Consider the following 25066-nt stretch of genomic DNA (forward strand, 5'->3'; position numbering starts at 1 on the left):
CATTCGTTAATAGAGGAGCCTGACACTCGCGGACGCCGGTTTGCAAATATCGGCAAAGCTACAAGCAGCAGCCATCTAGCTCTCATGGGCGACAGTCGGTTTTGGCCAATAACCTAACGCAAACTCTCGGTGTTCGAATGACCGCAGTCGACGGCGGATTCAACCGGTCGATGCAACGATTTGGTTAAATCGCTCAGCCGGCGTATCGAAGTCTAGTGTTTTTCGGGGACGTTCGTTGAGCCGCCTGGCGACGGCATCCAGTCCGGCCTGTGAGTAAGCAGACAGATCAGTACCCTTGGGGAAGTATTGCCTCAGAAGCCCATTCGTATTTTCGTTCGAACCGCGTTGCCAGGGATGATGTGGGTCGCAGAAATAGACCTCAATGTCGGTTGCAACGCTAAAGCGGTGGTGCTCCGCCATTTCCGATCCCCTGTCCCACGTCAGCGATCTATAGAGTTCTCTCGGGAGTTTGCTGGCGTGTCGTATCAGCGCGTCGACCACAGCCGCAGAATCCTTGCTGGGCACTTTTACCAGCATCACGAATCGACTTTGACGTTCGACGAGAGTTGCAATCTGGCTCGTCGCGTTGCCATACAGCAAGTCACCTTCCCAGTGCCCAGGTATTGCGCGATCCTCCGCCGTCGCGGGGCGTTCACTGATCGACACGGCGTCGCGAATGTTCGTGCGACCCTCAGTTTTCAGTGTGTGATGACGGGATCGGCGCATGGTTCGAAAGCGTCGCAAGTGCTCAAGCAGTTCTTTTTTCAGGGCACCACGAGCTTGAATATAGAGGCTCCGGTAGATTGTCTCGTGCGACACCAGATAGTCCTTGTTGACCGCATAAGCATGCCTGAGCCAACCGGCAATCTGCTCAGGGGACCACTGCAACTTCAGCTTTGCAGCGACAACTCGCGCCAGCGTCTGGTTTCGCATAAGTTTGCAAACCTTCGGCCGTCGTGCCCGCTGCCACGCGATCGCATCCGCCTGGCTTGCCCGATAGCCCTGGCTGCCCCCGTTGCGCTGCAACTCACGACTTATAGTGGAAGGGGCGCGTCCCAGCCTGGCTGCTATTGACCGGATCGACAATCCGGACACCAGTGAACGGGAAATCTCCTCGCGCTCCGCGAGCGTCAATGCCTGTGGCGCACGGTGCCTTTGCGGCGGCTGGATGCCACCGTTCTCCGATAGTATTCGCTGAATCGAAGAATGGCCCCGATCAAACAGTTTGGCAATCTGATGAATCGTATCGCCCTTGCGCCATCGGTCCCACATCAGCGCTTTCTGGGTCTCGGAGTAATAAATTCTCGGTCGCTGTTTCATTTGCAACTCCTCCGCTGCTCACGCAGATTCTAGGTGTTGCATCGACCGGTTGAATCCGTCACGCGGAACTGCTCCCCGAGCGTCATGCCGCCGCAACGAACGAAAGTCCCTTCTTGGACGATTCCTGCCTTGGGATATAGGTGGTATTTCAAATCCGCGTTCGTCGTCCAATGCAACTTAGCAAAATCGGTTTTTGGGGAACTCACACTGGTAATTCGTTACCCCATCAACACAGCCCCTAGCGGCAAACCACCGCCAGGGTCTTTACACGAGACGGCCAACCCACCTACTTATTAACCATCCTCGCCGGCACACTAATAGCCAACAACCCACCCAACACCATAAAAGCCGCCAACATATACATCCCCGAATCATTAGCCTTGGTAGCCTCCTTCAACCACCCCACCGCATAAGGGCTAAGGAAACCAGCCAGATTCCCAATCGAATTAATCATCGCAATCCCGGCAGCGGCACCCGTCCCCGCCAGAATCGCCGTAGGCAAACTCCAAAACAACGGCAACGTAGTGAGGATGCCCATAGTCGCAAGCGTCAACCCAGCCATAGCCAGCAACGTGTTATGCGTCCAGACAACGGACAACACGAGCCCCACAGCCCCCGCAAACGCCGGCAATGCAATATGCCACCGCCGCTCCCTGTTCCGATCCGCGCTCTTGGCGACAAACACCATCGCAACCACAGCCGCCGCAAACGGAATCGCGGATAAAACCCCAATCACAAACGAATCCGTCACCCCAGTCGATTTAATAATCGTAGGCAACCAGAAGCTCACCCCATAAAGCCCCATCACAAACGAGAAGTACGTCAGACTGAACATCAACACACGCCCGTTGGTGAGTACTTCACGAATCGGCATATCGTGCTTGGTCGCTTCCTCTGCCGACACCTGACTCTCCAGCAACTGCTGCTCTTCCTTCGTCAGCCACTTAGCCTTCGAGATCCGATCGTCGAGAACAATAAACACCAGAATCCCGACAATCACCGAAGGAATTCCTTCCAGCAAAAACAGCCACTGCCATCCATGCCATCCATTCGCGCCGTTAAAGTTCTTGAGGATATAGCCGGAAACAGGCCCGCCAATCACACCGGAAAGCGCAATCGCCGTCATGAACCACGTCGTCATGCGTCCACGTCGATGCGCCGGATACCAGTAAGTGAGATACAAAATAATCCCGGGAAAGAACCCCGCTTCGGCGAGACCGAGCAAAAAGCGCATCACGTAGAACATCGTCGGCGTGGTGACGAACATCGTCAGCATCGAGATCACGCCCCACGACACCATGATCCGCGCGATCCACACGCGCGCGCCGACCTTGTGCAGGATCACGTTGCTCGGTACTTCGAAGATGAAATAGCCGAGAAAGAAAATCCCCGCGCCGAAGCCATACACGGCATCGCTTAAACCGAGGTCGGTACTCATCTGCAGCTTCGCGAAGCCGACATTCACGCGGTCCAGATACGCGACGATGTAGCAGAGCATCAACAGCGGCGCGAGGCGCCACGTGACCTTGCGGTAGGTCGCTTCTTCGAACGTGGAAGGCGGCGCGCCGGCGCCGGGATGGTGGAGCGGATCTGCGGGACTAGCCATACGTGTCTCCTCGTTTGTTGTGGAATAGAAGTACCGCCGTCGATCGATCCGGCTAGCGCACTGCCATGCACCCAAGCCGAATCAATCGATAGTGGCCGACAACACTGACTGCAAACTGACTAAGGCAACGCCCATCTTCATGCACCACTAAAGCTAGTAAAACCCCTACACGCAGCGCCCGCCATCCACCTCAAGGCACACGCCGGTGATGAACTCCGCTTCATCCGAAGCCAGATAAAGCGCCGCATTCGCAATATCCTGCGGCGTCGAAAAGCGCCCGAGCGGAATGCCTGCGAGAAACTTCTGCCGGTTCTGCGGCGTATCTTCGACGCCCATAAACTCGGAGAGCAGCGCGGTCTCGCCAATCACCGGATTCACGCAGTTCACGCGAATCCGCTCCGGCCCAAGCTCAACGGCCAGCGCCTTGCTCGCGATGATCACCGCGCCCTTGCTGCCGTTGTACCAAACGAGCCCCGGCCTCGGCCGCACGCCCGCCGTCGACGCGATATTGATGAAGTTGCCGCCGCCTTGCTCGCGGAAATACGGCACGAACTCCTGCACGCTCCAGTAGATGCTCTTCACGTTGACCGCATAGACGCGGTCGAACTCGGCCTCGGTCACTTCGAGCACCGGCTTGTTGCGATGCGTGGTGCCCGCGTTGTTGACGACGATCTGCACGCTGCCGAAGTCTTCGAGCGCGGCCTCGCGCAGCTTGCGCCAGTCGTCGCGTTGCGCGACGTTGCCGGTCACCGCGATCGCCTTGCCGCCCGCCAGCGCGATCTCGCTCGCAACGCGTTCGGCCGCGGGCCCGTTGAGGTCGTTGACCACGACGTTCGCGCCTTCGCGCGCAAAGGTCTTCGCGATGCCTTCGCCGAAACCCGAACCGCCGCCCGTGACGATGGCCGTTTTACCTGTCAACCGCATGATGTCTCCGTTGTTTGTGATGGTTAGAGCAATGCGTTGCGTCACTGGGTGCACTCGCGTGCATCCAGCGTGTACCTCGATCACTACCCGTGCCGGATCGCGATCGTCTTCAGCACGGTAAAGCCGTACAGCGCCTCGAAGCCTTTTTCGCGTCCGTGGCCCGAATGCTTGACGCCGCCGAACGGCAATTCGACGCCGCCACCCGCGCCGTAGTTGTTGATGAACACCTGGCCCGCGCGCACGCGTCGCGCGAGCCGCATCTGACGCGCACCATCGCGGGTCCAGATGCCTGCGACGAGTCCGAACTGCGTGCCGTTCGCGAGCGCGAGCGCTTCGTCTTCATCGCGGAACGACATCGCGGCGAGCACCGGGCCGAATACTTCGTCGCGCGCGAGTCGATGGCTCGCGGGCACGTCGCGCAGCAAAGTCGGCGCCTGGTAGAAGCCGCTTTCGGGCGCCTCGGGAATCACTTCGCCGTGCGCGGCCATCGCGATGCCGTCGTGTTGCGCATCGGACAGGAAGTCCCACACGCGCTGCTGCTGTTTCGCGCTGATGAGCGGGCCGCAGTCGAGATCGGCCTTGGATGGCCCGACGCGCAGCGCCTGAAACGCGCTCGCGAGCCGGTCGAGCAGCGGTTCGTAGATCGCGTGATCGATCAGCACGCGGCTGCCCGCCGAGCAGGTTTGCCCGGCGTTCTGCACGATCGCGGAAATGAGGAACGGCAGCGCCGCACTGATATCGGCGTCGGCGAAGACGATTTGCGGTGACTTGCCGCCGAGTTCGAGCGTGACCGGCACGTGGTTTTCGGCGGCCATCTGCGTGACGAGCTTGCCGGTCTCGGGCGAACCCGTGAACGACACGTGATCGATGCCCGGATGACGCGCGAGCGCGGCGCCCGCTTCGTGTCCGTAGCCGGTCACGATATTCAGCGCGCCGGCCGGCAAGCCGGCTTCAGCGGCCAGTTCGGCGACACGCAGCACGGACAGACACGCATCCTCGGCCGGTTTGACGACACACGCATTGCCGGTCGCGAGGGCCGCGCCGACGCTGCGCCCGAAAATCTGCATCGGGTAATTCCACGGCACGATATGGCCGGTCACGCCATGCGGCTCGCGGATCGTCAGTACCGTATAGCCGGTCTGGTAGGGCAGGGTTTCGCCGTGCAGCTTGTCGGCCGCGCCGGCGTAGAACTCGAAATAGCGGACTAGGGCGGCGGCGTCGGCGCGCGCCTGCTTGAGCGGCTTGCCGGTGTCGCGTGCTTCGAGCTGCGCGAGTTCTTCCTGGCGCGCGGCCACCAGCAGCGACAGCCGGTACAGCACGCGGCCGCGCTCAGCGGCGCTCGCGGCGCCCCATGCGCCTTCGAAGGCGAGCCGCGCGGCGCGGACGGCGGTGTCGATATCGGCCGCGGTGCCGCGCGCGAGTTGCGTGAACGGCTGGCCGTCCGACGGATCGAGCACGGCGATCGTCTCGCCGCCGGAAGCGGCGCACCACTCGCCGCCGATGAAATGCCGGGCTTCTTCCATGCATGCTCCTTCAGTTGTCGCGCAGCGGCAGGGTGGCTGCGCGCTGTTCAGAAGCCGCGGTTCGCCCTGGTTCGGCGCCGCGGTTGACCGCATTGACAAGCAAAAGCACAAACACAAACGAGAGTTGTCGGACGATTATCGCGCCGTTCCCGCCCGGGGGCCATCGGGTGATTAGCTATAATGGCGCATTCCGTATCGTCCGGTGCGCGGCCCGCTGGTTGGGGTCAGAGGGTTCAGGATGCGCGCGGTTCGCACATAGTGCGGATCCCGCTCGTGGCCCTACGCGCCGTACGCCGTCTTCCGATTTCCATCCAGTTCAGAGAGCGCTCATGAGCTTCAATCACGTTCCCGCAGGCAAAGATCTTCCGCAAGATTTCAACGTCATCATCGAAATCCCGGCACAAAGCGATCCGGTGAAGTACGAAGCCGACAAGGACCTGGGTCTGCTCGTCGTCGACCGTTTCATCGGCACCGGCATGCGCTACCCGGCCAACTATGGCTTCATCCCGCAAACGCTGTCGGGCGACGGCGACCCGGTCGACGTGCTGGTGATCACGCCGTTCCCGCTGCTGGCCGGCTCCGTGGTGCGCGCTCGCGCCCTCGGCATGCTGCAGATGACCGATGAGTCGGGCGTCGACGCGAAGCTGGTCGCCGTGCCGCACGACAAGATCTGCCCGATGACGGCCGATCTGAAGTCGATCGACGACGTGCCGGCTTACCTGAAAGATCAGATCAAGCACTTCTTCGAGCAGTACAAGGCGCTCGAGAAGGGCAAGTGGGTGAAGGTCGACGGCTGGGCGGGCATCGATGCCGCGCACAAGGAAATCAGCGAAGGCGTGGCGAACTACAAGAAGTAGAGCTGCGTAATCAGAAAACGAAAATTTCCTGAGAAGGGCGCCTCGATGGGGCGCCTTTTTTTATATCTGGACGCTGCGCATTTCTGCCGTCGAGCAAACATCGCACGCGTTGCGTAGCCATGCGCCAGAAGGTCGCCCATCGACAGCCGCACGCGAATTTGTGCAGTTGCTCCGCTCACGATAAATCGGGAAACGGGCAGTTTTCAACGGTCCCGGCCTCACGCCGCGCTTAACAGCACATCCTTATGCTGTGCTGCAGCGAATGCACTTCTAACCATCACACAAGTAGCGAACGGGCTCTCTCCGGGCTTACTGGTTATCACCGATATAACCTATCACGTTCACGTGATTGGAAGGTTTCATTACCCGTGCACAAAGCGCATCAGTACACTCGAATGGTCAGTGTGACGATGCGTGTTGCCATCCGCGGATCGGTAGCCACACGAATCATTTGAGTCGGCGCAACCGATGCGAGACCGGTGACGCGCTCACGATGCGACCGTGCGTCAACCGTGCGTCGACCGTGCGCCATTCGTCATCGCACTATGCGTGATCCGGCATCGAGAACTCGGTCATACCTCTTCTCACACTGACATAAGCGACTGCACCCGAGCGGAGCTTACCGGCGTCGGCGGCCCGGTCATTCGATGCACCGGGACGCGAAGGCAGCCGCTGCGAGCGGAATTCGGGTCAGCGTGGTTATTCATTGATAGACATGCGTCAGGAGTGACATTGAAAATAGCTCAACACCTCGATCCGGCCAGTATCAGTACGTTGGCATTAGAAGAAATCGATGGCCAGATTCTCGTGATCCGGTTGAACCGTCCCGAAGTGTCGAATGCAATCAGCACGCCCATGGGGCAGGAGCTGATCAAGGTCTTCGGCGCACTGGAGGTCGATCCCGCGCAATACCGTTGCGCGATTCTCACGGGCACGGGTGAGCGGGCGTTCTGTGGCGGTGCCGATCTGAAGCAGCGTGACGGCATGACCGACGAGCAGTTCAGCACGCAGCACTATCTGTTCGAAAGAATGGTGCGCGCCATTACCCACTGCCCAATTCCTCTGATCTGCGCGGTGAACGGCTCGGCGGTCGCGGGCGGACTCGAATTGCTGCTGGCTTGCGACTTTGCCTATGCGTCGAAAACGGCGGTGTTCGGCTTTACCGAAGTGAAGCGCGGCATCATGCCGGGCGGTGGCGGTACTCAACAGCTGCCGCGCACGATCGGCACGCGTCGCTCCAAAGAACTCATTTTCCGCGGCGCGAAATTCTCCGCTGAAGAAGCGCTCGCCTGGGGCGTGGTGAACCAGCTGTATGAGCCGGCTCAGGTGCTGCCTCGCGCGATCGAAGCTGCCCGTGATATCTGCACGAGCGCGCCGCTGTCGGTCTCGCAAGCGAAGAAGGCGATCGACCTGGGCATGCAAAGCGATCTGAATACGGGTTTGTTCATCGAAATCGAAGCCTACAACCGGCTTATCCCGACGGAAGACCGTCTGGAAGGTATCAGTGCATATAACGAGAAGCGGCAACCCATCTTCAAGGGACGCTAGCCGCACCACCAGGTCAAGCCGTCGGTCTTCGCCGACGGCCTGCTAGCCGGTCCTGACGGCCGGAGGAGACATGCATGAATTCGCCTATCCATGCCACGGCTAGCCCGCTGGCAGAGCAGACGTATCGAAAAATCACGAGGCGCCTGATTCCGTTTCTTTTTCTGTGCTACGTGTTCGCGTTTCTCGACCGCGTGAATGTCGGCATCGCGCAGCTCGACATGAAGCACGATGTGGGTTTCAGCGATCTCGCTTACAGCGTCGGAGCGGGCATTTTCTTTCTCGGTTACGTGCTGATGGAAGTGCCGAGCAACCTGCTGCTGACCCGAATCGGTGTGAAGCGCACGTTCTCGCGAATTATGGTGCTGTGGGGCATTCTCGCCGCGGCGACCGCATTCGTCACACTGCCGGTGCATTTCTACACGGTTCGCTTTCTGCTCGGGCTCGCCGAAGCCGGACTGTACCCCGGCATCATCTTTTACCTGACGCGCTGGTATCCGGTGGAACGTCGCGCGAAGGCCATTGCGATCTTCACGTGTGCGACGGGCATCGCCGGGCTGCTCGGTGGGCCGATGTCGGGTTGGCTGATGACGCACATGGAAGGGGTCCGCGCGATGCACGGCTGGCAGTGGATGTTCATCGTGCAAGGCTTGCCGGCCAGCTTCCTCGGTATCGCGGCGTTCTTCTTCCTGGACGACGGTCCGCAGCAGGCGAAATGGTTGAACGATGCGGAAAAGGCCCAGGTGCTTGCCGATCTGAAGCAAAGCTCCGGCGTTAGCGATAAGCACGCGGAGCACACTTTTGCGCGCGCGCTCGTCGACCCTCGCGTGTATGTGATGGGCTTCATCTGGTTTGCACAGATTGCGGGCGTATTCGCAATTGGCTTCTGGTTGCCCACGCTGATCAAGAGTACGGGGCTCACCAGTCCGCTGGAAATTGGTCTGTACTCGGCGATTCCGTACTTCGTGAGCTGGATCGCGCTCATTGCGATGAACTGGAATTCCGACCGGACCATGGAGCGTCGTTGGCACTGCGGCATCACGATGATCGTCGGCGCGATTGGACTCTTCGCGGCCGGTCTGATTCATGGCAGCCTCGCCTGGTCCATCGTCGCTCTGTCGGTCGCAACGGCCGGGATTCTTGCGCCCAATCCGCTGATCTGGGCGATTTCGACGGATTACATCCGTGGTAGCGGCGCCGCCGGCGGCGTGGCTCTCGTGAACTGCATAGGCCTGTTGGGCGGCTTCGTTAGCCCGATGATCATCGGCTCGATCAAGACCGTGACTCACAGCATGGTCGGCGGTCTGGGTGCGATCTCGTTGCTGATGATCCTGGGCGCGCTTGCCGCGATTGTGCTTGCACCCCGAACTGCGGGAACCAGGTCGATCGCCGAGATGGCTGCCAAACAACTGGACGACTCGCCCGCGGCGAACGCAATGCTTTGACGGAAGCCCGCACGGGGCAACCGGTGACGAAGGAGATTCAGGAATGACGATGGGTGAAAAGGTGCTGGTGCGCGAAGTGGGTCTGCGCGACGGTCTGCAAATGGTCCAGACGATTCTGTCGACCGAACAGAAGCTCGAGTGGTGCCGGCGGATGGTGGAGGCTGGGGTCGTGGAAATCGAGGTGACCTCGTTCGTGCCGCCGAAAATCGTCCCGCAATTCGCCGATGCCGCCGAGGTCGCGCGTGGCGCGCTGCAAATACCCAGGCTTCACGCCGCCGCACTCGTACCTAATCTGAAGGGTGCACAGCGGGCGCTGGAAGTCGGCTTGCGCAAAGTGCACTACGTGCTGTCGGCCAGTAACGAGCACAACCTTAAAAACGTGCGTCGTACGACAGCGGAGTCCGCCGAAGATTTTCAGCGCATCGTCGAGGCGCGTGACGCGGACGCAAGCGCGACGCGCGGCGTGACGCTCGGCGCCGGCGTAGCGACGGCGTTCGGCTGCACCATTGCCGGCCGGGTCGAGGAAAAAACGGTACTGGGTCTCGTCGAAACGCTTCTGAAGGCTGGCGCCGACGAAATCACGATTGCCGACACCGTCGGTTACGCCAATCCCGGCCAGGTCAGAGCGCTGATGCGTCAGGTCCTCGCGATCACGAAAGACGTACCGGTTGCCTGCCATTTCCATGACACCCGCGGCCTGGGTCTTGCCAATGTCGTCGCCGCACTGGATGCAGGCGTGCGCAGCTTCGACTCGTCGCTTGGCGGTCTGGGCGGCTGTCCGTTCGCACCGAATGCCACCGGCAACATCAATACCGAAGATACGGTGTTCCTGCTTGAATCCGAAGGTCTCGATACCGGCATCGATATCGATGCGCTGCTCGCGATACGGGAGACGATCACGGGCTGGTTGCCGGGCGAACCGTTCACCGGTGCGATCGCGCGCGCGGGCCTGCCAAAGACATTCGATCTGCACGAGACGGCGGCGGCCTAGTACGGATCCCGAGAAACGATTTTTGTATTGAAAGATGGAGCAAGCGGTGCACGTTCAGAAAATCGGCGAGATCGAGATTCGTAAAGTCAGCGAAATCGATAGCCTTGAATTCGAGCCTAATTGGCTTTTTCCTACCGTTGACCTCGACTTTGTGAAGGAACAGCGCAGCTGGCTCGGTCCTCATCTGATCGAGCCGACGGAGCTGAAGCTCTATTTGAGTTTCCACAGTTACGTCGTCAAGACCCGTCACCACACGATCCTCGTAGATACCTGCAATGGCAATCACAAGCATCGGCCGTCGATGCCATCGTGGAGCAATCTGCAGACACCGTATCTCGAGAATCTGGCGGCCATCGGCATCCGCCCGGAAGATATCGACTACGTGATGTGTACGCATCTGCATACGGACCACGTCGGCTGGAATACCCGTCTCGAAGATGGCCGTTGGGTGCCGACGTTCCCGCGCGCGAAATACATCTTCTCGCGCACCGAGTACGATCATCTGCTGAAGCTGCATCAATCGAACCCCGAGATGCCGGTCAATCGGGGCTCGTTCGTCGACAGCGTTCTACCGATCGTGGAACACGGTCAGGCGAGCTTCGTCGAAATGGATCATTCGTTCGAGCACGAACTCGGCAAGGACGTCTGGTTGTCTCCGGCGGTGGGCCACACGGCGGGTCATGTGCTGGTGCACATCGGGCACGAGCATGGCGAGCACGCCGTGATGACGGGAGACGTGATTCACCACCCGATCCAGTTCGTCGATCCGTCGCTGAAGAATGCCGCGGATTTCGACGCAAAGCTGGCCCATGAAGCGCGCTTTCGCGTCATGAGCCGATATGCGGACACGTCGACGAAGATTCTGACCGCGCACTTTCCGTCGCCGACAGCGGGGCGGGTCGTCAGTCATGGCGACGCATTCCGCTTTGCCTTCGACAAGGAATAGCGGTCGCGATCCAAGCGCAGGTGTAGACGCGCGATGTCGATGGCGCGCGCGTTACGTCGTCAAACAGCGGGGATCAGAGTTGCGCAATGCGGCTCTGACAAAGTTCGATGAACTTCTGCACCGGCTGCGTCAAGGTCGCGCCGCGGCGGGTCGCAATTCCGTACGGGGCGCCGCGTCGCTCGATGTAGATGGGGAGAATGCGGAGCAGGCCGCCGCCCGCGAAATATTCGGCGACCTTGCGTGGTATCAGGCCGACCGTACCGCTTCCGGTACGAAGCAGCGCGAGCGTCGCAAACGTCGACGAAGTTTCCATCGCATAGCGCGGAAAGCTCAGGCCCTCGTCTTCAAGTAGCTGCTCGAAGAGCGAGCGCATCGGCAAGGTTGCCTGCGGAACGATCCATGAATTGCCGATGATGTCCGCGAGCCGCACGTCGGGTTCATTGCCAAGCGGGTCGCCGCTGTCCACCACCAGACAGATCTCTTCGACCTCCAGCGGAATGAAGTCATAGGCTTCCGGATGGACGCTGACACTCGGCCTTCCGATGACGAGATCGAGCAGGCGTTGGTCGAGCATGGCCAGCAGCCGTGCGCTGTTGTCTTCCCATACTTCGATGATCGTGTCCGGCTGTGCTTCGCGTAGCGCCTTGACGGCCGGTGTGAGCCACACGGGTAACGATCCCATCACGGCGCCGATGGCGAGCGTGCCGCCGCTGCCTCGCAGAATGGCCGCCAGTTCGTCGCGCATTGTTCCGACATCCGCCCGCAAGGTTCTGGCGTGACGTATCACGCAGCGGCCCAGATCGTTGGGGACGATGCCGCGCGGCGAACGGGAAAACAGTTCGACGCCGAAGATGATCTCGAGCTCTTGCAGCGATTTGGTGATGGCCGGTTGCGACAGAGACATTTGCTGGGCTGCCTTGCGCAACGACCCATGGTCATCGAGCGCGATCAGCAGCGCAATGTGGGCCCCCCGCAGGCGCCGCATGATCGCATCGTTACTGGTTATCACGGATATAACCCCAGACGTTCACCTGATTGAAACCTTTCATTATCTGCTTCCGATGGTGCGTCAGTACACTGGATTTGCCGGTGGACGCGAGGGTAACTCGAACCGAAATGCACCCGATGCGCAGCGCAGGATCGTGTGATCAGGCCTTCTGCTCCGGGTGATAACGGGCACGAATCACTCCCGCGAAGTGTAACCGCGATTCTCGCCTCGCTGCTTGCGGCCCGCGCGTGTCGCCGCTGAAGTCGGGCGATGTTGCGGCGTCTGACCGGCACTTCCCAGAGGCGCATGCCTGGCAACGGAGACATACAAGCGTGAAACGGATAGGAATTGACGTCGGCGGCACATTCACCGACGTTGTGATGGTGGACGACGCGACCGGCAAGATCTGGTCGACCAAGGTGCCGACGACGCCGAAAGACCGTGTTATCGGCACCGTCGAGGGGTTCCGCAGGATTCTTGAAATCTCGGGTGCGAAGAGTGCCGATGTCTCGTTTCTCGGTCACGGCACGACAATGGCCACGAACATGGTGGTCGAGGGTACGGGTGCCAGGACGGCGCTCGTCACCACGCGCGGCTTCCGTGACATTCTCGAACTGCGTCGTGCGTCCCGCCACGACCGCGCGGATCTTTACGATTTGCTGTTCGACAATCCTCGCGCACTCGTCGAGCGCCGTTGGCGACTCGAAGTCACGGAGCGTCTGCGCTTCGATGGCAGCGTCGAAACGCCGCTGTCGCATGAAGAACTGGTCGAGATAGCCGGGCGTATTCGCAACTCGGATGTCGAGGCGGTGGCGGTATGTCTGCTGCACGCGCACGTCAATCCCGAACACGAGAAGGCCGCTGTCGCGGTGCTGCGCGAACTGTTGCCCGACCGCTTCGTGTGTGCGTCGCATGAGGTCAATCCCGAAGCGATGGAGTATGAGCGCACCAGTTCGACGGTCATCAATGCGATGCTCGGACCGGTCTGCGGACGGTACATCGGCCGTCTCGTGGATGCGCTCGCGCAATTGGGGTTCGCCGGCAAGTTCCTCTTCATGCAATCAAACGGTGGCCTTGCGAGCTCGGCGCGAGTCGCGGATCGTCCGATCGTGCTGCTGGAGTCGGGGCCGGCCGGCGGTGTCAGCGCCGCGATCCGCAACTGCGAGCGTGGGGACTTGCGCAACGCCATTCTCGGCGACATGGGTGGCACCACGTTCGACGTCTCGTTGATCCGCGATTTCCGGCCCGAGATCCGCAACAAAAGCCTGCTGCACAGCTATACGGTGCGCTCGCCCAGTATCGACATCGATTCGGTGGGGGCGGGCGGCGGCTCGATCGTCTGGATCGATGCGGGCGGTGGTGTGCGCATCGGTCCGGAGAGTGCCGCCGCTGATCCTGGGCCGGCCTGTTACGGACGTGGTGGCAAGCGCCCGACGGTGACGGATTGCAATCTCGTCCTCGGATACATCGACCCGGACAATTTCCTCGGCGGCGAATTCCAGCTCGATGCGAAGGCGGCGTGGCAAGTCGTCGACGAGGTCATCGCGAAGCCGTTGGGCATGACGGTGCCGCAGGCGGCCCAGGCCGTGCGCTCGGTTGCGAACGCCTTGATGGCGCAGGCGATTCGCATCATGACCGTCGAGCGCGGCTACGATCCGCGCGAGTTCTCATACATCTGCTACGGCGGCGCGGGGCCGGTTCACGCCGTGGATCTTGCCGATGAAATGGGCATTCGCCGTGTGGTTATTCCACCGTTGCCGGGCCTCTTCAGCGCGTTCGGGATGATGGTCGCGGACCAGCAGTACGACTATCAGCAGCCCGTCGAATGTGATCTCGCCAAACTGGGTGACGAAAGACTGCGCGCGGGGTTCGACGAACTTCTCGCGCTCGGCCGCGGCGAAGCAGAGCGTCACGGCGTCGAAGCGAACAAGGTTCGCGCCGTACGGCTGGCCGATTGCCGATATGTGGGGCAGCCGGACGTCATCACCGTCGAGGTGCCCGACGATGCCTCATGCACGACGCTGGCTCGCGAGTTCGAAGCCGCGCATCAGCGACTCTGGAACTTCGTGAGCAAGGACAAGCCGATCGTGATCGCCAATCTGCGCTTGCAGGTCATCGCCACGAGTGGCTGGCGAGGCGGCGTGGCGCACGCGGACGAGGCATCCACCGTTGCGCCGATTCGCACCCGCGACGTGTATATCGACGGCAACGTCCGTGCCTTGCCGGTGTTTGCGCGCAGCCGGTTGCCGGTCGGTGCGCGGATCGATGGCCCCGCGGTGATCGAGGAGCACAGCAGTTGCGCGGTATTGAAGGCGTCGCACAAAGCGCGTGTCGACGACGACTTGAACCTTGTGATTGAACTGGCGGCATGAATATGGACATCGTTACCTACGAAATCATCCGCAGCAGTCTCTTTGCGGTCGCGCGAGAAATGAAGATCGCCATGATGCGCACAGCGGGAAGCCCGCTGATGCACGCCAGTGGCGATTCGTCCGCGGCGATCTTCGATGCCGAGATGCAACTCGTCGCGCAAGGCAACGACATCCCGACGATGCTGGGCTCAGCGGTCATTTCCACCCGCGTTTCCGTTGAAGCGATCGGACGGGAAAACCTGCGTCCCGGCGACGTCATTGTCAGCAACGACGCCTACGTGGGCGGTGGCAATCATCAGCCCGACGTGCAGTTCACGCGCCCCGTATTCGTCGACGGCGAAATCGTCGCCTTTGTGATGACGCGCGGGCATTGGACCGACATCGGCGGACAGTCGCCCGGCAGTTATTCCGTTGCCACGTGGGATGTCTTCGCCGAGGGCATCCGGATTCCGCCGGTGCTGCTGTATCGGAACGACGAGCCGGTACGCGATGTGCTCGAGATTCTGACGCGCAATAGCCGCAATGCTCATGAGTTGCGGCTCGATATCCAGGCTCAGTACGCGGGAACCTTCGTCGGTGATCGACGTATCGTGGACCTGGTCGCGAAGTATGGCGCTGCCGCATTGCGCGACGTGATGCGTCAGAGCCTCGATCACTCGGAAAAACTGATCCGCGCGGAAATAGCGAAGATTCCCGATGGTGTCTACGAAGCCGAGGAATATCTCGACCCGATCGAGGCACCAGGCTGGAAGCATGAGCGTCCGCTGCTGAAAGTGAAGGTCACCGTTCAGAACGACCACATCACGTTCGATTTCACCGGTACGGGCGCGCAGGTTCGCGGCGGTATCAACTGTCCGTTTTCGGTCACGTGCAATAGCACCTGGTTTACGGTGAAAGCGTTGACCGACCTGAGCATCCCGATCAACCAGGGTTGCTATCGCCCGGTGACCATCATTGCTCCGCCGGGTAGCGTTCTCAACTGTGAATATCCGGCATCGGTCGTGTCCGGCAATACCGAAACATCGCCACGAGTTATCGATCTGCTGCTGAAAGCGCTGGCGCCGGCAGTCCCGAATCGCATTCTCGGACAAAGCAATTGCGCGGCGTGCGCGGGCATTTTCAGTGGTCGCGATACCAACCAGGCTCGCGTTGCCGAAACCGGGCAGACGTTCGTCACGATGCACGACGTCCACGCCGGTGGCATGGGCGCTCGGGCCGCGAAGGACGGCGTAAGCGGTATCCGCGTCTATGTCGGCAATGCCGGCAGTCAGTCGATCGAAATGATCGAGCGGACCTCGCCGTTGCTGGTCGAGGAGTGGTCGCTCGTACCCGATACGGGTGGCGCGGGCCGGCAGCGTGGCGGCCTCACTTCGCGCCGCGTGTATCGCGTCGAGTATGACGAAGCCACCTTCACGATCTCCGGAGAGCGCGGACACACGGCGCCCGAGGGTCATTTTGGCGGACTCGCCGGCAGCCCGTTCGTTTGCAAGGTGCGGCGCGCCGATGGGCAGGAAGTGGCGGTGCCCGCCAAAGGCGGTCAAACCGTCGTGTATCGGAACGACCGCGTCGTCGTGCAGCCGGCGGGCAGCGGTGGTTTTGGCGATCCGCTGGAACGCGAGCGCGCTTTGGTTCTCGCCGATGTCGCCGATGGCTACATCAGTCGGGACGCGGCAGTGAGTTTCTATCAGCTCGAGCGCGAGCCGAATCAGCCGGAGCCAATTGAAGTCACCGTGGAGGCGACGTAAGACGGTGACTGGAAACAGACGGAGTGTGCAAATGACGAAGCATCTTCCACTCGATGGCGTTTGCGTCATCGAGATCGGGCACAGTCTCGCCGCGCCGTACGCCGGCATGGTGTTGCGGGCTCTCGGCGCGGAAGTGATCAAGATCGAAAGCGCGGAAGGCGGGGATTACGCAAGAGACTGGGGGCCGCCGTTCATCGACGGCGCCGCGGCACTTTTTCATGCGGTCAATCATGGCAAGTCGAGCATTGCGATGTCGCTGTCGGACCCTCGGCAGGCAGACCAGTTGAGGGACCTGATCGCACGGCGCGCGGATGTCGTGTTGCAGAACCTGAAAGCCGGCGGCACCGACAAGTATGGGCTCGGCGCCGAGCAGATGTTGAAAGCGAAACCGTCGCTGGTGTACTGCAATCTCGGCGCGTTCGGCACAGTCGGGCCGTTGCGGGACAAGCCCGGTTACGACCCGCTCGCCCAGGCATTCAGCGGGCTGATGAGCTTCATGGGACAACCCGACGAGGCCTTGAGCCGGATTCCCATCTCCGTCAACGACATGGGTACGGGTTTGTGGGCGGCAATCGGGGTGTTGTCCGCGCTGTTCCGGCGGCAAGCCACGGGCGTCGGCGAAGTCGTTTCCGTATCGCTTTACGAGACCGCGCTGTCGTGGGGCGGTATGCAGATTGCCGACTACCTCGCGTGCGGCGCGCTGCCGGGACGATGGGGCTCGGGTACGGCCGCCATCGTGCCGCACCAGGCGTTCGAATGCAGCGATGCGACGATCATGGTGGCAGCCGGTAACGACCGCCTGTTCCGACGTCTGTGCGAGGTTCTGCAGGTCGATCCTCTGGCGGACGACAGTCGATTTGCCACCAATGGAGCGCGGGTCACGAACCGGGTCGAACTGATCGCGCTGCTGCAGCGCGAGTTCAGCGAAAAGACGGCTGCGTACTGGCTCGAACGTCTCGATGAAGTCGGCATCCCGTGCGGCCCGATTCAGACGGTCGACCAGGTCGTCGTGCACGAACAAACCCAGGCCCTGGAGATCCTTCAGAAAACCGAAGATGGCGCCGCGGCATTCGTTGGACTGCCCATCTCGTTTGGCGGACAGCGTCCCGCCGACACCGGGTCTACCCCAAAGCTCGGCGAGCACAATCATCTGCTCACTGACGTACTACAAGAAGCGCCGTAAGTTCGGATGGCGGCGGGTGCGCCGCCGGTGCGCTGGCATCTATCGCGCCATTCAGCTAAGCGAAACGGAATGCTCGCCGCAAGTCCCCGTCCTTCGGGACGGGGATTACTTCAACGATCGGCGGCGCGTTCAGGAAGCGATGGTCTGATAGCTGATTTCGCGCCTTTCCGAGGTCAGCGTACGAATGGGCTCGCCGTTGATCCACGCGCGGATATTTTCAACGGATTCGCCATAGTAGAACTCGTAAGAGCCATCCGTGACATAGCCGATATGCGACGTCGCGATGACGTTGTCCATCGTTCGGAACGGATGGTTCGACGGCAGCGGCTCCACGTCGAATACGTCCATCGCGGCGCCGGCAATCTGCTTACGGTTCAGCGCATCGATCAACGCCTGCTCGTTGACGATCGGACCTCGTGCCGTATTGACGAGCAGGGCGTGAGGCTGCATCAGCGAGAGCTCACGCGCGCCAATCAGATTCCGGGTGCGCTCCGAGAGTCGGACATGGATCGACAGGATGTCGCTGGCCGCCAGCAACTCGTCTTTCGATACGTATTGAGCGCCATATTTGGCCGCGGATTCGGCCGTCATGTTTTGACTCCATGCGATCGTCTTCATGCCGAACGCCTGCGCGACGCGTGCCGTCGCGCTGCCCGAATAGCCAAGCCCGAGAAGTCCTATCGTCTTGCCGTTGAGGTCTCGCCCGACCGATACCTGCCATCCGCCGTTGCGAAACGATGCGACCTCGCGCGGAATGTCGCGAAGTGCCGCGAGAATGAGCGCCCACGTGAGCTCCGACGCCGCGGTCAACGACGACGCGGTGCCGCAGACGGTGATGCCGAGTTCATCCGCGGCTTCGATATCGATGGCGGCGTTCCACGGGCCGGTGCTGGCCAGCAATTTCAGATTGGTGAGCCTTGCCAGCACGCTTCTGGGAAACCAGGTCCGCTCTCGCATCACACAGAGGATGTCGAATGGCAGCAGGCGTTCCACCAGAGCGTCCTCATCGGCGATGTGGTCGCGAATGACGGTGATCTCCGCGTCTTTCCGAAGACTGGCCCAGTCGCCGAATTTCAGCGCGGTGTTCTGGTAGTCGTCGAGGATGGCGATTTTGTGCATGAGTTTCTTTGCAGTTGATGCCGGAGTACGGCAGTACATCCGGCGGGTCGTTCAGAATCGAAAATGGCGGGTCCGGGTTACTGTGCCGATGAAACATTCGCTGATCGTCGTGCCGTTCGGGATGCCTGAGGCTTGAGCCCCACGAGCATCACGATGATGCCGAGCAGAAGAACCGCCGTCATCACGTAGAGGCCGCTCACGAGCGTTCCGGTCGCGGTCTTCAGCCATCCGATGACGAAAGGACTGAAAAATCCACTGAGCAGCCCGATGCAGTTGACGAAGGCGATGCTTCCCGCCGCGGCCGGCGAGCCGTGCAGATAGTCGGCCGCGATCGACCAGATCAGCACATTCGTCGCGAAGATGCCGATTGCGGCGACGGTCAGTAGCGCCACCGTCAGCGCCGGAGAACCCGACGGATGCGACACGAGCAGCAGGGCTATGCCACCCACGACGCCGGCGGCGGTTGCATGCCAGCGCCGCTCCAGCGTGCGGTCCGAATTGCGACTGATCGCGACCATGCCGATCGCGCCGAACGCGTAAGGAATCGCCGACAGCCAGCCGAGTTGCGCGAGGTTGGAGATGCCCGAATTCTTCATCACGGTAGGCAACCAGAACGTGACGGAGTAGGTGCCGGAAACGAACGCAAAGTCGACGAAGGCCAGCATATAGACCTTCGGGTCCGCGAGGGCTTGCGCGAGCGATCCGGGGCCGTGCTGATTGTTCTGGCGTTTGCGCTCGGTTTCGGCTCGAAAGCCGTCCCGCAGGATGTTCTTTTCCGCTTCGGTCAGCCATTTGGCTTTGTCGATGTTGTCGTCGAGGATAAAGAGCGTCAGGATGCCGAGTGCGACCGCCGGCAGCGCTTCGACGATATAGAGCCATTGCCATCCGGCCATGTGGGCAACGTTCGCGAGACCCGTCATTGCCCACCCCGAGATTGGGCCGCCGACCAGACCGGCAATCGGGAAGCCAACCATGAAGCACGAGATGATGACTCCGCGCCGGTTCTCGGGAAACCAGGAGCTGAGGTAGTAAATCACGCCGGGAAAGAAGCCTGCTTCGAACACGCCGAGCAGCAAGCGGACCGCGTAGAACTCGGTCACGTTCGTCACGAACGCCGTGAAAGTCCCGACGATGCCCCAGCAAATCATGATTCGGGCGATGGTCTTCTTCGCACCCATGCGCTTCAGAAGCAATGCGCTAGGTACTTCGAGCAGGCAGTACGACAGAAAGAAGATGCCTGCCCCGAGGCCATACACCGCGTCGCTGAAACGCAGCGCTTCCTGCATCTGCAATTTCGCAAAGCCGACGTTGATGCGGTCGAGAAAGGCGACCACATAGCAGACGAACAGCAGTGGCACGATGCGAAGCGCGACACGCAGGTAAAGCGCTCGCTCCGCCGCGCTCCTCGCCGCAGCGGACGCCGATTCGTCCGATGATGCTGGAGTGGGTTCAAGATAGGTCTGGCTCAATTGTCGTCTCCTGATTGTCCCGATAGGTTGGCGCTCGAGGCCAACGTCCGGAATCGCTAATAGAACGGTTAGAACTGTTTGTGAGGTCTGGATCTGATTCCGGCTTGTGATCGATGCCGCCCGGCTTTCAATCGCTGACTTGCCGCAACAGGTCGTCGCTGTTTTCAACCTCGGTGTATTCATCCGCGGCAGGCGGACCGGAGGGCTGTGCCAGTAAATGGTTGTGTTCGCCAAGGCCCGGAGTATTTCCGGGCAACGGCGGCCGTCTGCCGTCGAAGGAGACGGGCAGCGCGACGGTCGTCACCCTTCCATCGGGCGTCTGTCGAAGAATGTCGAGCGAGATCGTCTGTTCGTCCTTGACCACGCAGTCGACTGTCTGCAACGGACCGCAGGGAATCGATTCGGCCTCGAGATCCCGCAGCCAGGCGCTCGCGGCTTTGCGCCTGAAGCGGGCTTCCAGCAGCGGAATCAATGTTTTCCGGTTCAGCACGCGGTCACCATTGGTCGCAAAACGCGGGTCATCGGCCAGTGAAGGCAGGTCCATCACGTTGCACAGACGGCGGTACAACGTGTCGTTGCCCGCGGCGACGAGGATCGCGCCGTCTTCACAGTCAAAGACCTGATAAGGCACGATGTTCGGACTACCCGAACCGATGCGGGCAGGTTCGGGGCCGCCGGCGAGGCAATCGGAAAGGGGCACCGTCATCCACGCGAGGGCGGTCTCGTAGAGCGAGACGTCGATTACCTGGCCGCGCGTGGCGTCGCCGCGGTCTTTGCCTCGCAGCGCGGCGAGCACGCCGATCACCGCCCACATGCCGGTTCCCATGTCGTTGATCGAGACCGGCACGCGGCTTGGCGCATCGTCGGCGTGTCCAACGATACTCATCATCCCACTGTACGCTTGGACCAGCGGGTCGTAACCCGGCTTGCTTCGCAATGGACCCGTGGCACCGAAGGCGCCGAGGTTGCAATAGATCAGCGACGGACATCGTTCCGTCAGGTCTTGGGCCCCAAGGCCGTAACGGTCGAGATTGCCCGGCTTCAGGTTCTGTATGACCACATCGGCATGGGCGGCAATGAAATCCCGGATGACGTCCGCACAGGCGGGGTCGCCAAAGTCGGCGCTGATGCTTTCCTTACCGTGATTCATCGCATGAAAAAGCGCGGAGGCGCCATCGATGAAAGGGGGCCCCCAGCCGCGTGCATAGTCCCCGCTCGCGGCGTTCTCGATCTTGACGACGCGGGCACCGAGGTGCGCGAAGATGATGCCGGCATACGGCGCCGCGAGGCTGTGCCCGATCTCGACGACGCAGATGCCGTCCAGCGGAAGCGGGCGTGCAATGTCCTCAGCCATGGTCATTCCCCTTGCCGGGATCGGTTGTCCAACGCAGTCCGCTGGTACGCGTGGTATGCGCACATGTTTGCTCGATAGCCTTTTCAGAAGAGGTCACGGTCATTCCGTTGACTACGGATAATGAAACGTTTCCAAAATTAAACGTACGACGATAAGGGTCTTTGATCCGTCTGGTGATGTTTGAAATGAAACGTTTCCAATCATAGATGCGCGGATGCGTTTGTCAAGGCAGTAGTTCCCCAGGCGGGGAGATCGTCGGCCTTCATGAAACGGGCGCCCAGGCCCCACGGGCCGTTGATAGCGGCCCACGGCGGGGAGTTCCAGTTCGCTTCGCTTGACAAAGCCGTTGCAGCAGCGAAAATTGGGAACGTTTCCACCGTGAAGGCTTTGCCGACAGAATGAGTATCGAATCCAGGGGCAATTCCACACGCCGGACTTCGGCCGCGGCCGATGTCGCGTCACCCGAGAACGAACGCAAGCCCTCGATCCGCGACGTTGCGCAACTGGCGGATGTCAGTTTGGGAACCGTCTCGCGTGTCATCAATGCCCATCCCAATGTGCGTGAGGACACCCGCAAGCGCGTCAAGGCCGCCATAGTCGAGTTGGGCTATGTACCGAATATGGTCGCCCAAAGCATGCGCAGTAACAGGTCGATGACGTTTGCGTGCGTGATGCGTGACTTCACCGTTCCCGTGCTCGGTTTGTTCGTCGACTCGATGCAGAAGGAGATCGACGGATTCGGTTTTTCTCTGATGGTCGCGTCGAGCTATCACGACCCGAAGCGGGAAGTCGAGTTGCTGCTTGGTTTTCAGCAGCGACGGATCGATGGTCTCGTCATCGCGACGTCCTCGGAGGAAGATCCGACGCTTCTCACGATGTTGAAGGACGCGCCGTTCCCGATCGTGTTGCTGGATCGCGAGTTGCCCGCGGAGCTTGATTCCGTGACGGTCAATCATGCGGCGGGTGTTCGGCAGGCGGTCAATCATCTGGCTGACCTCGGCCATCGCCATATCGCCATCATTTCCGGCGAGCCGGGCGTGCATCCGACGCAAAGCCGTTTGAACGGGTTCAGCGAGGCTTTCGCGGAGCGCGGTTTGACGCTGCAGCCAGAACTGATCCGGCACGCCACTTTCGCCCGTGACACCGGCTACACCGAGACCCGCCATTTGCTGGAACTGGCGAAGCCGCCGACGGCCATCATTGCAGGCGGAACATCCTTGCTTCCGGGCGTCATGCAGGCGACGCGGGAACGTGGTCTGACGATTCCGCAAGACCTGTCGGTGATTGCTGGCGCTGATAGCGATGTCGCGCTTCTCGCGACGCCGGCATTCACCGTGGTGCGCTGGAACCATGACCAGCTCGGTAAGGCCGCCGGCAGATTCCTGATGGAGCGTCTGGATAATCCGAAAATACCGCGCCGGCGATTGACGGTGGATGCCGAACTGGTGATGCGAGGTTCCTGCGCCGTGCCCCGTAAAACCATAGCGCTGAAGCGGTAAGGCGGTGGAACTGTATTCGGCGGCATCGGGTTGAAGATCGTCGCTGCCGATATGACAGAGCGGCCAGGATCTCCGGAAGCTCAAGCTCAAGCATTTGCAAAGCGAGCACCAATCTGGCTTGCCATCCGCGCAATCGCGAGACGAATTTTCTTCTCACGCTTCGCGTCGATACGCCCGGCGGGAATGCTCGTGCTGATAGCAAGTCGCTTTCCATAAGCGGTTTGCCCGACATAGGACGCGAAGCAGGCCAGTCCTGCCGCGGATTCTTCGAACTCGCTGGCCTGGCCGGTTTCGCGGACCGCTTTCAGCTCGCGCAGCAGCGCGCTGCGTCGCGTGATGGTTCGTGGCGTGACGGCAGCGAGCCGTTCCGGCAGGAGTTCGACCAGCTGCGCGTCGGAAAGCGTTGCGAGCAACGCTTTTCCTAGCGCCGAACAATGTGCCGGCAGCCGCGAGCCGAGGTCCGACACGAGCCGCACCGGTCGTCGCGAATCCTCCCGCGCGATGTAGACAATGTCGGCACCATCGAGCGCCGCCAGTTGCACGACCTCGTCGTGTACTGACACAAACGCAGCGGCTAATGCGCGAAATACGGACTGATAGCCGTCGTGGCGTACATACGCATTCCCCAACTCGAACAGTTTCACACCGATGAGGTAGCCGTCGCCGTGTTTTTCGACCCAGTGCTGCCGCTGCAGAGAATCGAGCAACAGGTACAACGTGCTGCGCGACAGACCTGTCGCTTCGCGCAGCGCCGACACGCGCACGGGCTCTCTCGCGCGAGCCAGAACATCGAGAATGTCCTGTGCCCGCCTTAGTGCGGGTACCTCGTAGACCTTTTCCATGGCAACCGGATTCGTTTGCGATATGAAGATGAGATGTCCAACCAGTTGGACATATTAGCAATACCGTGGACAGCCGGAGGCCCCAATAATAGGATTTGCGCTCCCTTTTCATTGACGGGCAATGAACCTCCATGACTATCACATCAGTACGGTCCCACCTTCCCGCGGATTCCGACCGGGCGGTACTTGTTGGTCGAGTATGGCGACCGGCGCCGCACAACGGCCCTTCCGTCATCGCAATCCGGCATGGCGAGGTCTTCGACATCACTGAAACCGTCGCGACGACAGCGGATCTGTTCGATCGCGCGGACGCACTGGAGATTGCCCGCGGCGCGCCGGGTGAGTCGCTCGGGAGCGTCGACGCGCTGATAGCGGCGAGTCTCGACCCCGCTGTAAGTGGGGTGAGATTGCTCGCACCTTGCGATGTTCAGGCGATCAAGGCCTGCGGTGTGACCTTTGCGGTCAGCCTGCTCGAGCGCGTGATCGAGGAGCAGGCAGGCGGCGATGCCAGTAAGGCACTGGAAATTCGCGGGACGATCGGCAAGCTGATTGGTGCGGACCTCTCCAGGATCAAGCCAGGCTCGGAAAGCGCGCAGAAGCTGAAGGCCGAAATGGAGCGGCGTGGCGCCTGGTCGCAATACATGGAGGTCGGCATCGGCCCGGACGCGGAAGTGTTCTCGAAGTCCCAGCCCATGTCGTCCGTGGGGCTTGGCGCCGATATCGGGCTCTACAGGACATCGGTCTGGAACAACCCGGAACCGGAGATCGTGCTGGCCGTGAACAGCGCCGGTCGCATCGTCGGCGCAACGCTGGGCAACGACGTCAATCTGCGCGACATCGAAGGCCGTAGCGCGTTGTTGCTCGGCAAGGCGAAGGACAATAACGGTTCATGTGCGATCGGACCGTTCGTGCGTCTGTTTGACGATCATTTCACGCTCGATTCCATCCGCAAGGAGAGTGTGTCGCTGAAGATCGAGGGGATCGACGACGGTTTCGTCCTCGAAGGCGTCAGTCACATGAGCGAGATTAGTCGCGACCCGGTTGACCTGGTGAACCAGACTCATGGTCCCCATCATCAATATCCCGATGGCTTCATGCTTTTCCTCGGCACGATGTTTTCGCCGATCAAGGACCGCGATGCGAAAGGCGCGGGGTTCACGCATCATCTTGGTGACGTCGTGACGATCTCGGCGCCATCGCTCGGCGCGTTGGTCAACACGGTGCAACGCTCCGAGGAAATCACGCCATGGACATTCGGCGTGCGTGCGCTGTACGGTAATCTGGCGGCGCGGGGGCTGCTGAAGAGAAGCGCGCCGGCAGCCTGACTTGCCTCGTGAA

19 protein-coding genes are annotated in these 25066 nt (G+C 61.0%); 10 read left to right on the forward strand and 9 right to left on the reverse strand.

The window, feature by feature from the left end; genetic code table 11:
* Positions 1 to 159 precede the first annotated feature (159 nt).
* The 4 genes from L0U82_RS04925 to L0U82_RS04940 form a co-directional block, all read right to left on the reverse strand.
* Positions 160 to 1320 (reverse strand): IS30 family transposase, encoded by a 1161-nt coding sequence (locus L0U82_RS04925; RefSeq protein WP_233828879.1) that lies wholly within the window; start codon positions 1318 to 1320, stop codon positions 160 to 162.
* Between the two features lie 286 nt (positions 1321 to 1606).
* A complete protein-coding gene (locus L0U82_RS04930; RefSeq protein ID WP_233828881.1) occupies positions 1607 to 2926 on the reverse strand; it encodes an MFS transporter in 1320 nt (439 codons plus the stop codon).
* A gap of 165 nt (positions 2927 to 3091) precedes the next feature.
* Positions 3092 to 3850 (reverse strand): SDR family oxidoreductase, encoded by a 759-nt coding sequence (locus L0U82_RS04935; protein ID WP_233828882.1) that lies wholly within the window; start codon positions 3848 to 3850, stop codon positions 3092 to 3094.
* Positions 3851 to 3933: 83 nt separating this feature from the next.
* Positions 3934 to 5373 carry an aldehyde dehydrogenase family protein gene (locus tag L0U82_RS04940; RefSeq protein ID WP_233828883.1) on the reverse strand — a complete coding sequence of 480 codons (1440 nt, stop codon included), beginning with the start codon at positions 5371 to 5373 and terminating at the stop codon, positions 3934 to 3936.
* 329 nt (positions 5374 to 5702) lie between these two features.
* Between L0U82_RS04940 and ppa the strand changes: the two genes are divergently transcribed.
* The 5 genes from ppa to L0U82_RS04965 all read left to right on the forward strand — a co-directional run bounded on the left by ppa (position 5703) and on the right by L0U82_RS04965 (position 11157).
* On the forward strand, positions 5703 to 6230 hold the full coding sequence (gene ppa / locus L0U82_RS04945; protein WP_233828884.1) for an inorganic diphosphatase: 528 nt from the start codon (positions 5703 to 5705) through the stop codon (positions 6228 to 6230).
* A gap of 732 nt (positions 6231 to 6962) precedes the next feature.
* Positions 6963 to 7778 carry an enoyl-CoA hydratase/isomerase family protein gene (locus tag L0U82_RS04950; RefSeq protein ID WP_267929308.1) on the forward strand — a complete coding sequence of 272 codons (816 nt, stop codon included), beginning with the start codon at positions 6963 to 6965 and terminating at the stop codon, positions 7776 to 7778.
* Between the two features lie 74 nt (positions 7779 to 7852).
* Entirely contained in the window at positions 7853 to 9220 is a 1368-nt protein-coding gene (locus L0U82_RS04955) for an MFS transporter (protein WP_233828885.1), read from the forward strand.
* 43 nt (positions 9221 to 9263) lie between these two features.
* On the forward strand, positions 9264 to 10211 hold the full coding sequence (locus L0U82_RS04960; RefSeq protein ID WP_233828886.1) for a hydroxymethylglutaryl-CoA lyase: 948 nt from the start codon (positions 9264 to 9266) through the stop codon (positions 10209 to 10211).
* 46 nt (positions 10212 to 10257) lie between these two features.
* Positions 10258 to 11157 (forward strand): MBL fold metallo-hydrolase, encoded by a 900-nt coding sequence (locus L0U82_RS04965; protein ID WP_233828887.1) that lies wholly within the window; start codon positions 10258 to 10260, stop codon positions 11155 to 11157.
* Positions 11158 to 11230: 73 nt separating this feature from the next.
* Here L0U82_RS04965 and L0U82_RS04970 read toward each other — a convergent pair whose 3' ends face one another.
* A complete protein-coding gene (locus L0U82_RS04970; protein ID WP_233828889.1) occupies positions 11231 to 12166 on the reverse strand; it encodes a LysR family transcriptional regulator in 936 nt (311 codons plus the stop codon).
* Between the two features lie 311 nt (positions 12167 to 12477).
* Between L0U82_RS04970 and L0U82_RS04975 the strand changes: the two genes are divergently transcribed.
* The 3 genes from L0U82_RS04975 to L0U82_RS04985 are packed head-to-tail and all read left to right on the forward strand — an operon-like array spanning position 12478 to position 17445.
* A complete protein-coding gene (locus L0U82_RS04975; protein WP_233828891.1) occupies positions 12478 to 14517 on the forward strand; it encodes a hydantoinase/oxoprolinase family protein in 2040 nt (679 codons plus the stop codon).
* On the forward strand, positions 14514 to 16262 hold the full coding sequence (locus L0U82_RS04980; RefSeq protein ID WP_442793597.1) for a hydantoinase B/oxoprolinase family protein: 1749 nt from the start codon (positions 14514 to 14516) through the stop codon (positions 16260 to 16262). The genes L0U82_RS04975 and L0U82_RS04980 overlap by 4 nt, the downstream gene beginning before the upstream one ends.
* Positions 16263 to 16293: 31 nt before the next feature.
* Positions 16294 to 17445, forward strand: coding sequence for a CaiB/BaiF CoA transferase family protein (locus L0U82_RS04985; RefSeq protein ID WP_233828895.1), 1152 nt, complete (start codon positions 16294 to 16296; stop codon positions 17443 to 17445).
* A gap of 129 nt (positions 17446 to 17574) precedes the next feature.
* Here L0U82_RS04985 and L0U82_RS04990 read toward each other — a convergent pair whose 3' ends face one another.
* The 3 genes from L0U82_RS04990 to L0U82_RS05000 all read right to left on the reverse strand — a co-directional run bounded on the left by L0U82_RS04990 (position 17575) and on the right by L0U82_RS05000 (position 21387).
* Entirely contained in the window at positions 17575 to 18564 is a 990-nt protein-coding gene (locus L0U82_RS04990) for a D-2-hydroxyacid dehydrogenase family protein (RefSeq protein ID WP_233828897.1), read from the reverse strand.
* Positions 18565 to 18641: 77 nt separating this feature from the next.
* Positions 18642 to 20033, reverse strand: coding sequence for an MFS transporter (locus L0U82_RS04995; RefSeq protein ID WP_233828899.1), 1392 nt, complete (start codon positions 20031 to 20033; stop codon positions 18642 to 18644).
* Positions 20034 to 20160: 127 nt separating this feature from the next.
* Positions 20161 to 21387: a CaiB/BaiF CoA transferase family protein gene (locus L0U82_RS05000; protein WP_233828900.1), complete on the reverse strand. Its 1227-nt coding sequence runs from the start codon at positions 21385 to 21387 to the stop codon at positions 20161 to 20163.
* 398 nt (positions 21388 to 21785) lie between these two features.
* On the opposite strand from L0U82_RS05000, the gene L0U82_RS05005 reads away from it, so the two are divergent.
* On the forward strand, positions 21786 to 22886 hold the full coding sequence (locus L0U82_RS05005) for a LacI family DNA-binding transcriptional regulator (RefSeq protein ID WP_233828901.1): 1101 nt from the start codon (positions 21786 to 21788) through the stop codon (positions 22884 to 22886).
* An 86-nt stretch (positions 22887 to 22972) separates the two neighbouring features.
* Here the strand turns inward: L0U82_RS05005 and L0U82_RS05010 are convergent, their stop codons facing one another.
* Complete coding sequence (locus tag L0U82_RS05010; RefSeq protein WP_233828902.1) at positions 22973 to 23728, reverse strand: IclR family transcriptional regulator; 756 nt, start codon at positions 23726 to 23728, stop codon at positions 22973 to 22975.
* 131 nt (positions 23729 to 23859) lie between these two features.
* On the opposite strand from L0U82_RS05010, the gene L0U82_RS05015 reads away from it, so the two are divergent.
* Positions 23860 to 25053: a fumarylacetoacetate hydrolase family protein gene (locus tag L0U82_RS05015; protein WP_233828903.1), complete on the forward strand. Its 1194-nt coding sequence runs from the start codon at positions 23860 to 23862 to the stop codon at positions 25051 to 25053.
* The last annotated feature ends 13 nt before the right edge of the window (positions 25054 to 25066 follow it).

It is taken from the genome of Paraburkholderia sp. ZP32-5, assembly GCF_021390495.1.
Classification (GTDB): Bacteria; Pseudomonadota; Gammaproteobacteria; order Burkholderiales; family Burkholderiaceae; genus Paraburkholderia.

Excerpts from the sequence above, each read along its gene's own strand:
- L0U82_RS04925 (WP_233828879.1), bottom strand. The coding sequence starts at position 1,320 with ATGAAACAGCGACCGAGAATTTATTACTCCGAGACCCAGAAAGCGCTG.
- L0U82_RS04930 (WP_233828881.1), bottom strand. The coding sequence starts at position 2,926 with ATGGCTAGTCCCGCAGATCCGCTCCACCATCCCGGCGCCGGCGCGCCG.
- L0U82_RS04935 (WP_233828882.1), bottom strand. The coding sequence starts at position 3,850 with ATGCGGTTGACAGGTAAAACGGCCATCGTCACGGGCGGCGGTTCGGGT.
- L0U82_RS04940 (WP_233828883.1), bottom strand. The coding sequence starts at position 5,373 with ATGGAAGAAGCCCGGCATTTCATCGGCGGCGAGTGGTGCGCCGCTTCC.
- ppa (WP_233828884.1), top strand. The coding sequence starts at position 5,703 with ATGAGCTTCAATCACGTTCCCGCAGGCAAAGATCTTCCGCAAGATTTC.
- L0U82_RS04955 (WP_233828885.1), top strand. The coding sequence starts at position 7,853 with ATGAATTCGCCTATCCATGCCACGGCTAGCCCGCTGGCAGAGCAGACG.
- L0U82_RS04960 (WP_233828886.1), top strand. The coding sequence starts at position 9,264 with ATGACGATGGGTGAAAAGGTGCTGGTGCGCGAAGTGGGTCTGCGCGAC.
- L0U82_RS04980 (WP_442793597.1), top strand. The coding sequence starts at position 14,514 with ATGAATATGGACATCGTTACCTACGAAATCATCCGCAGCAGTCTCTTT.
- L0U82_RS04985 (WP_233828895.1), top strand. The coding sequence starts at position 16,294 with ATGACGAAGCATCTTCCACTCGATGGCGTTTGCGTCATCGAGATCGGG.
- L0U82_RS04990 (WP_233828897.1), bottom strand. The coding sequence starts at position 18,564 with ATGCACAAAATCGCCATCCTCGACGACTACCAGAACACCGCGCTGAAA.
- L0U82_RS05000 (WP_233828900.1), bottom strand. The coding sequence starts at position 21,387 with ATGGCTGAGGACATTGCACGCCCGCTTCCGCTGGACGGCATCTGCGTC.
- L0U82_RS05005 (WP_233828901.1), top strand. The coding sequence starts at position 21,786 with ATGAGTATCGAATCCAGGGGCAATTCCACACGCCGGACTTCGGCCGCG.
- L0U82_RS05010 (WP_233828902.1), bottom strand. The coding sequence starts at position 23,728 with ATGGAAAAGGTCTACGAGGTACCCGCACTAAGGCGGGCACAGGACATT.
- L0U82_RS05015 (WP_233828903.1), top strand. The coding sequence starts at position 23,860 with ATGACTATCACATCAGTACGGTCCCACCTTCCCGCGGATTCCGACCGG.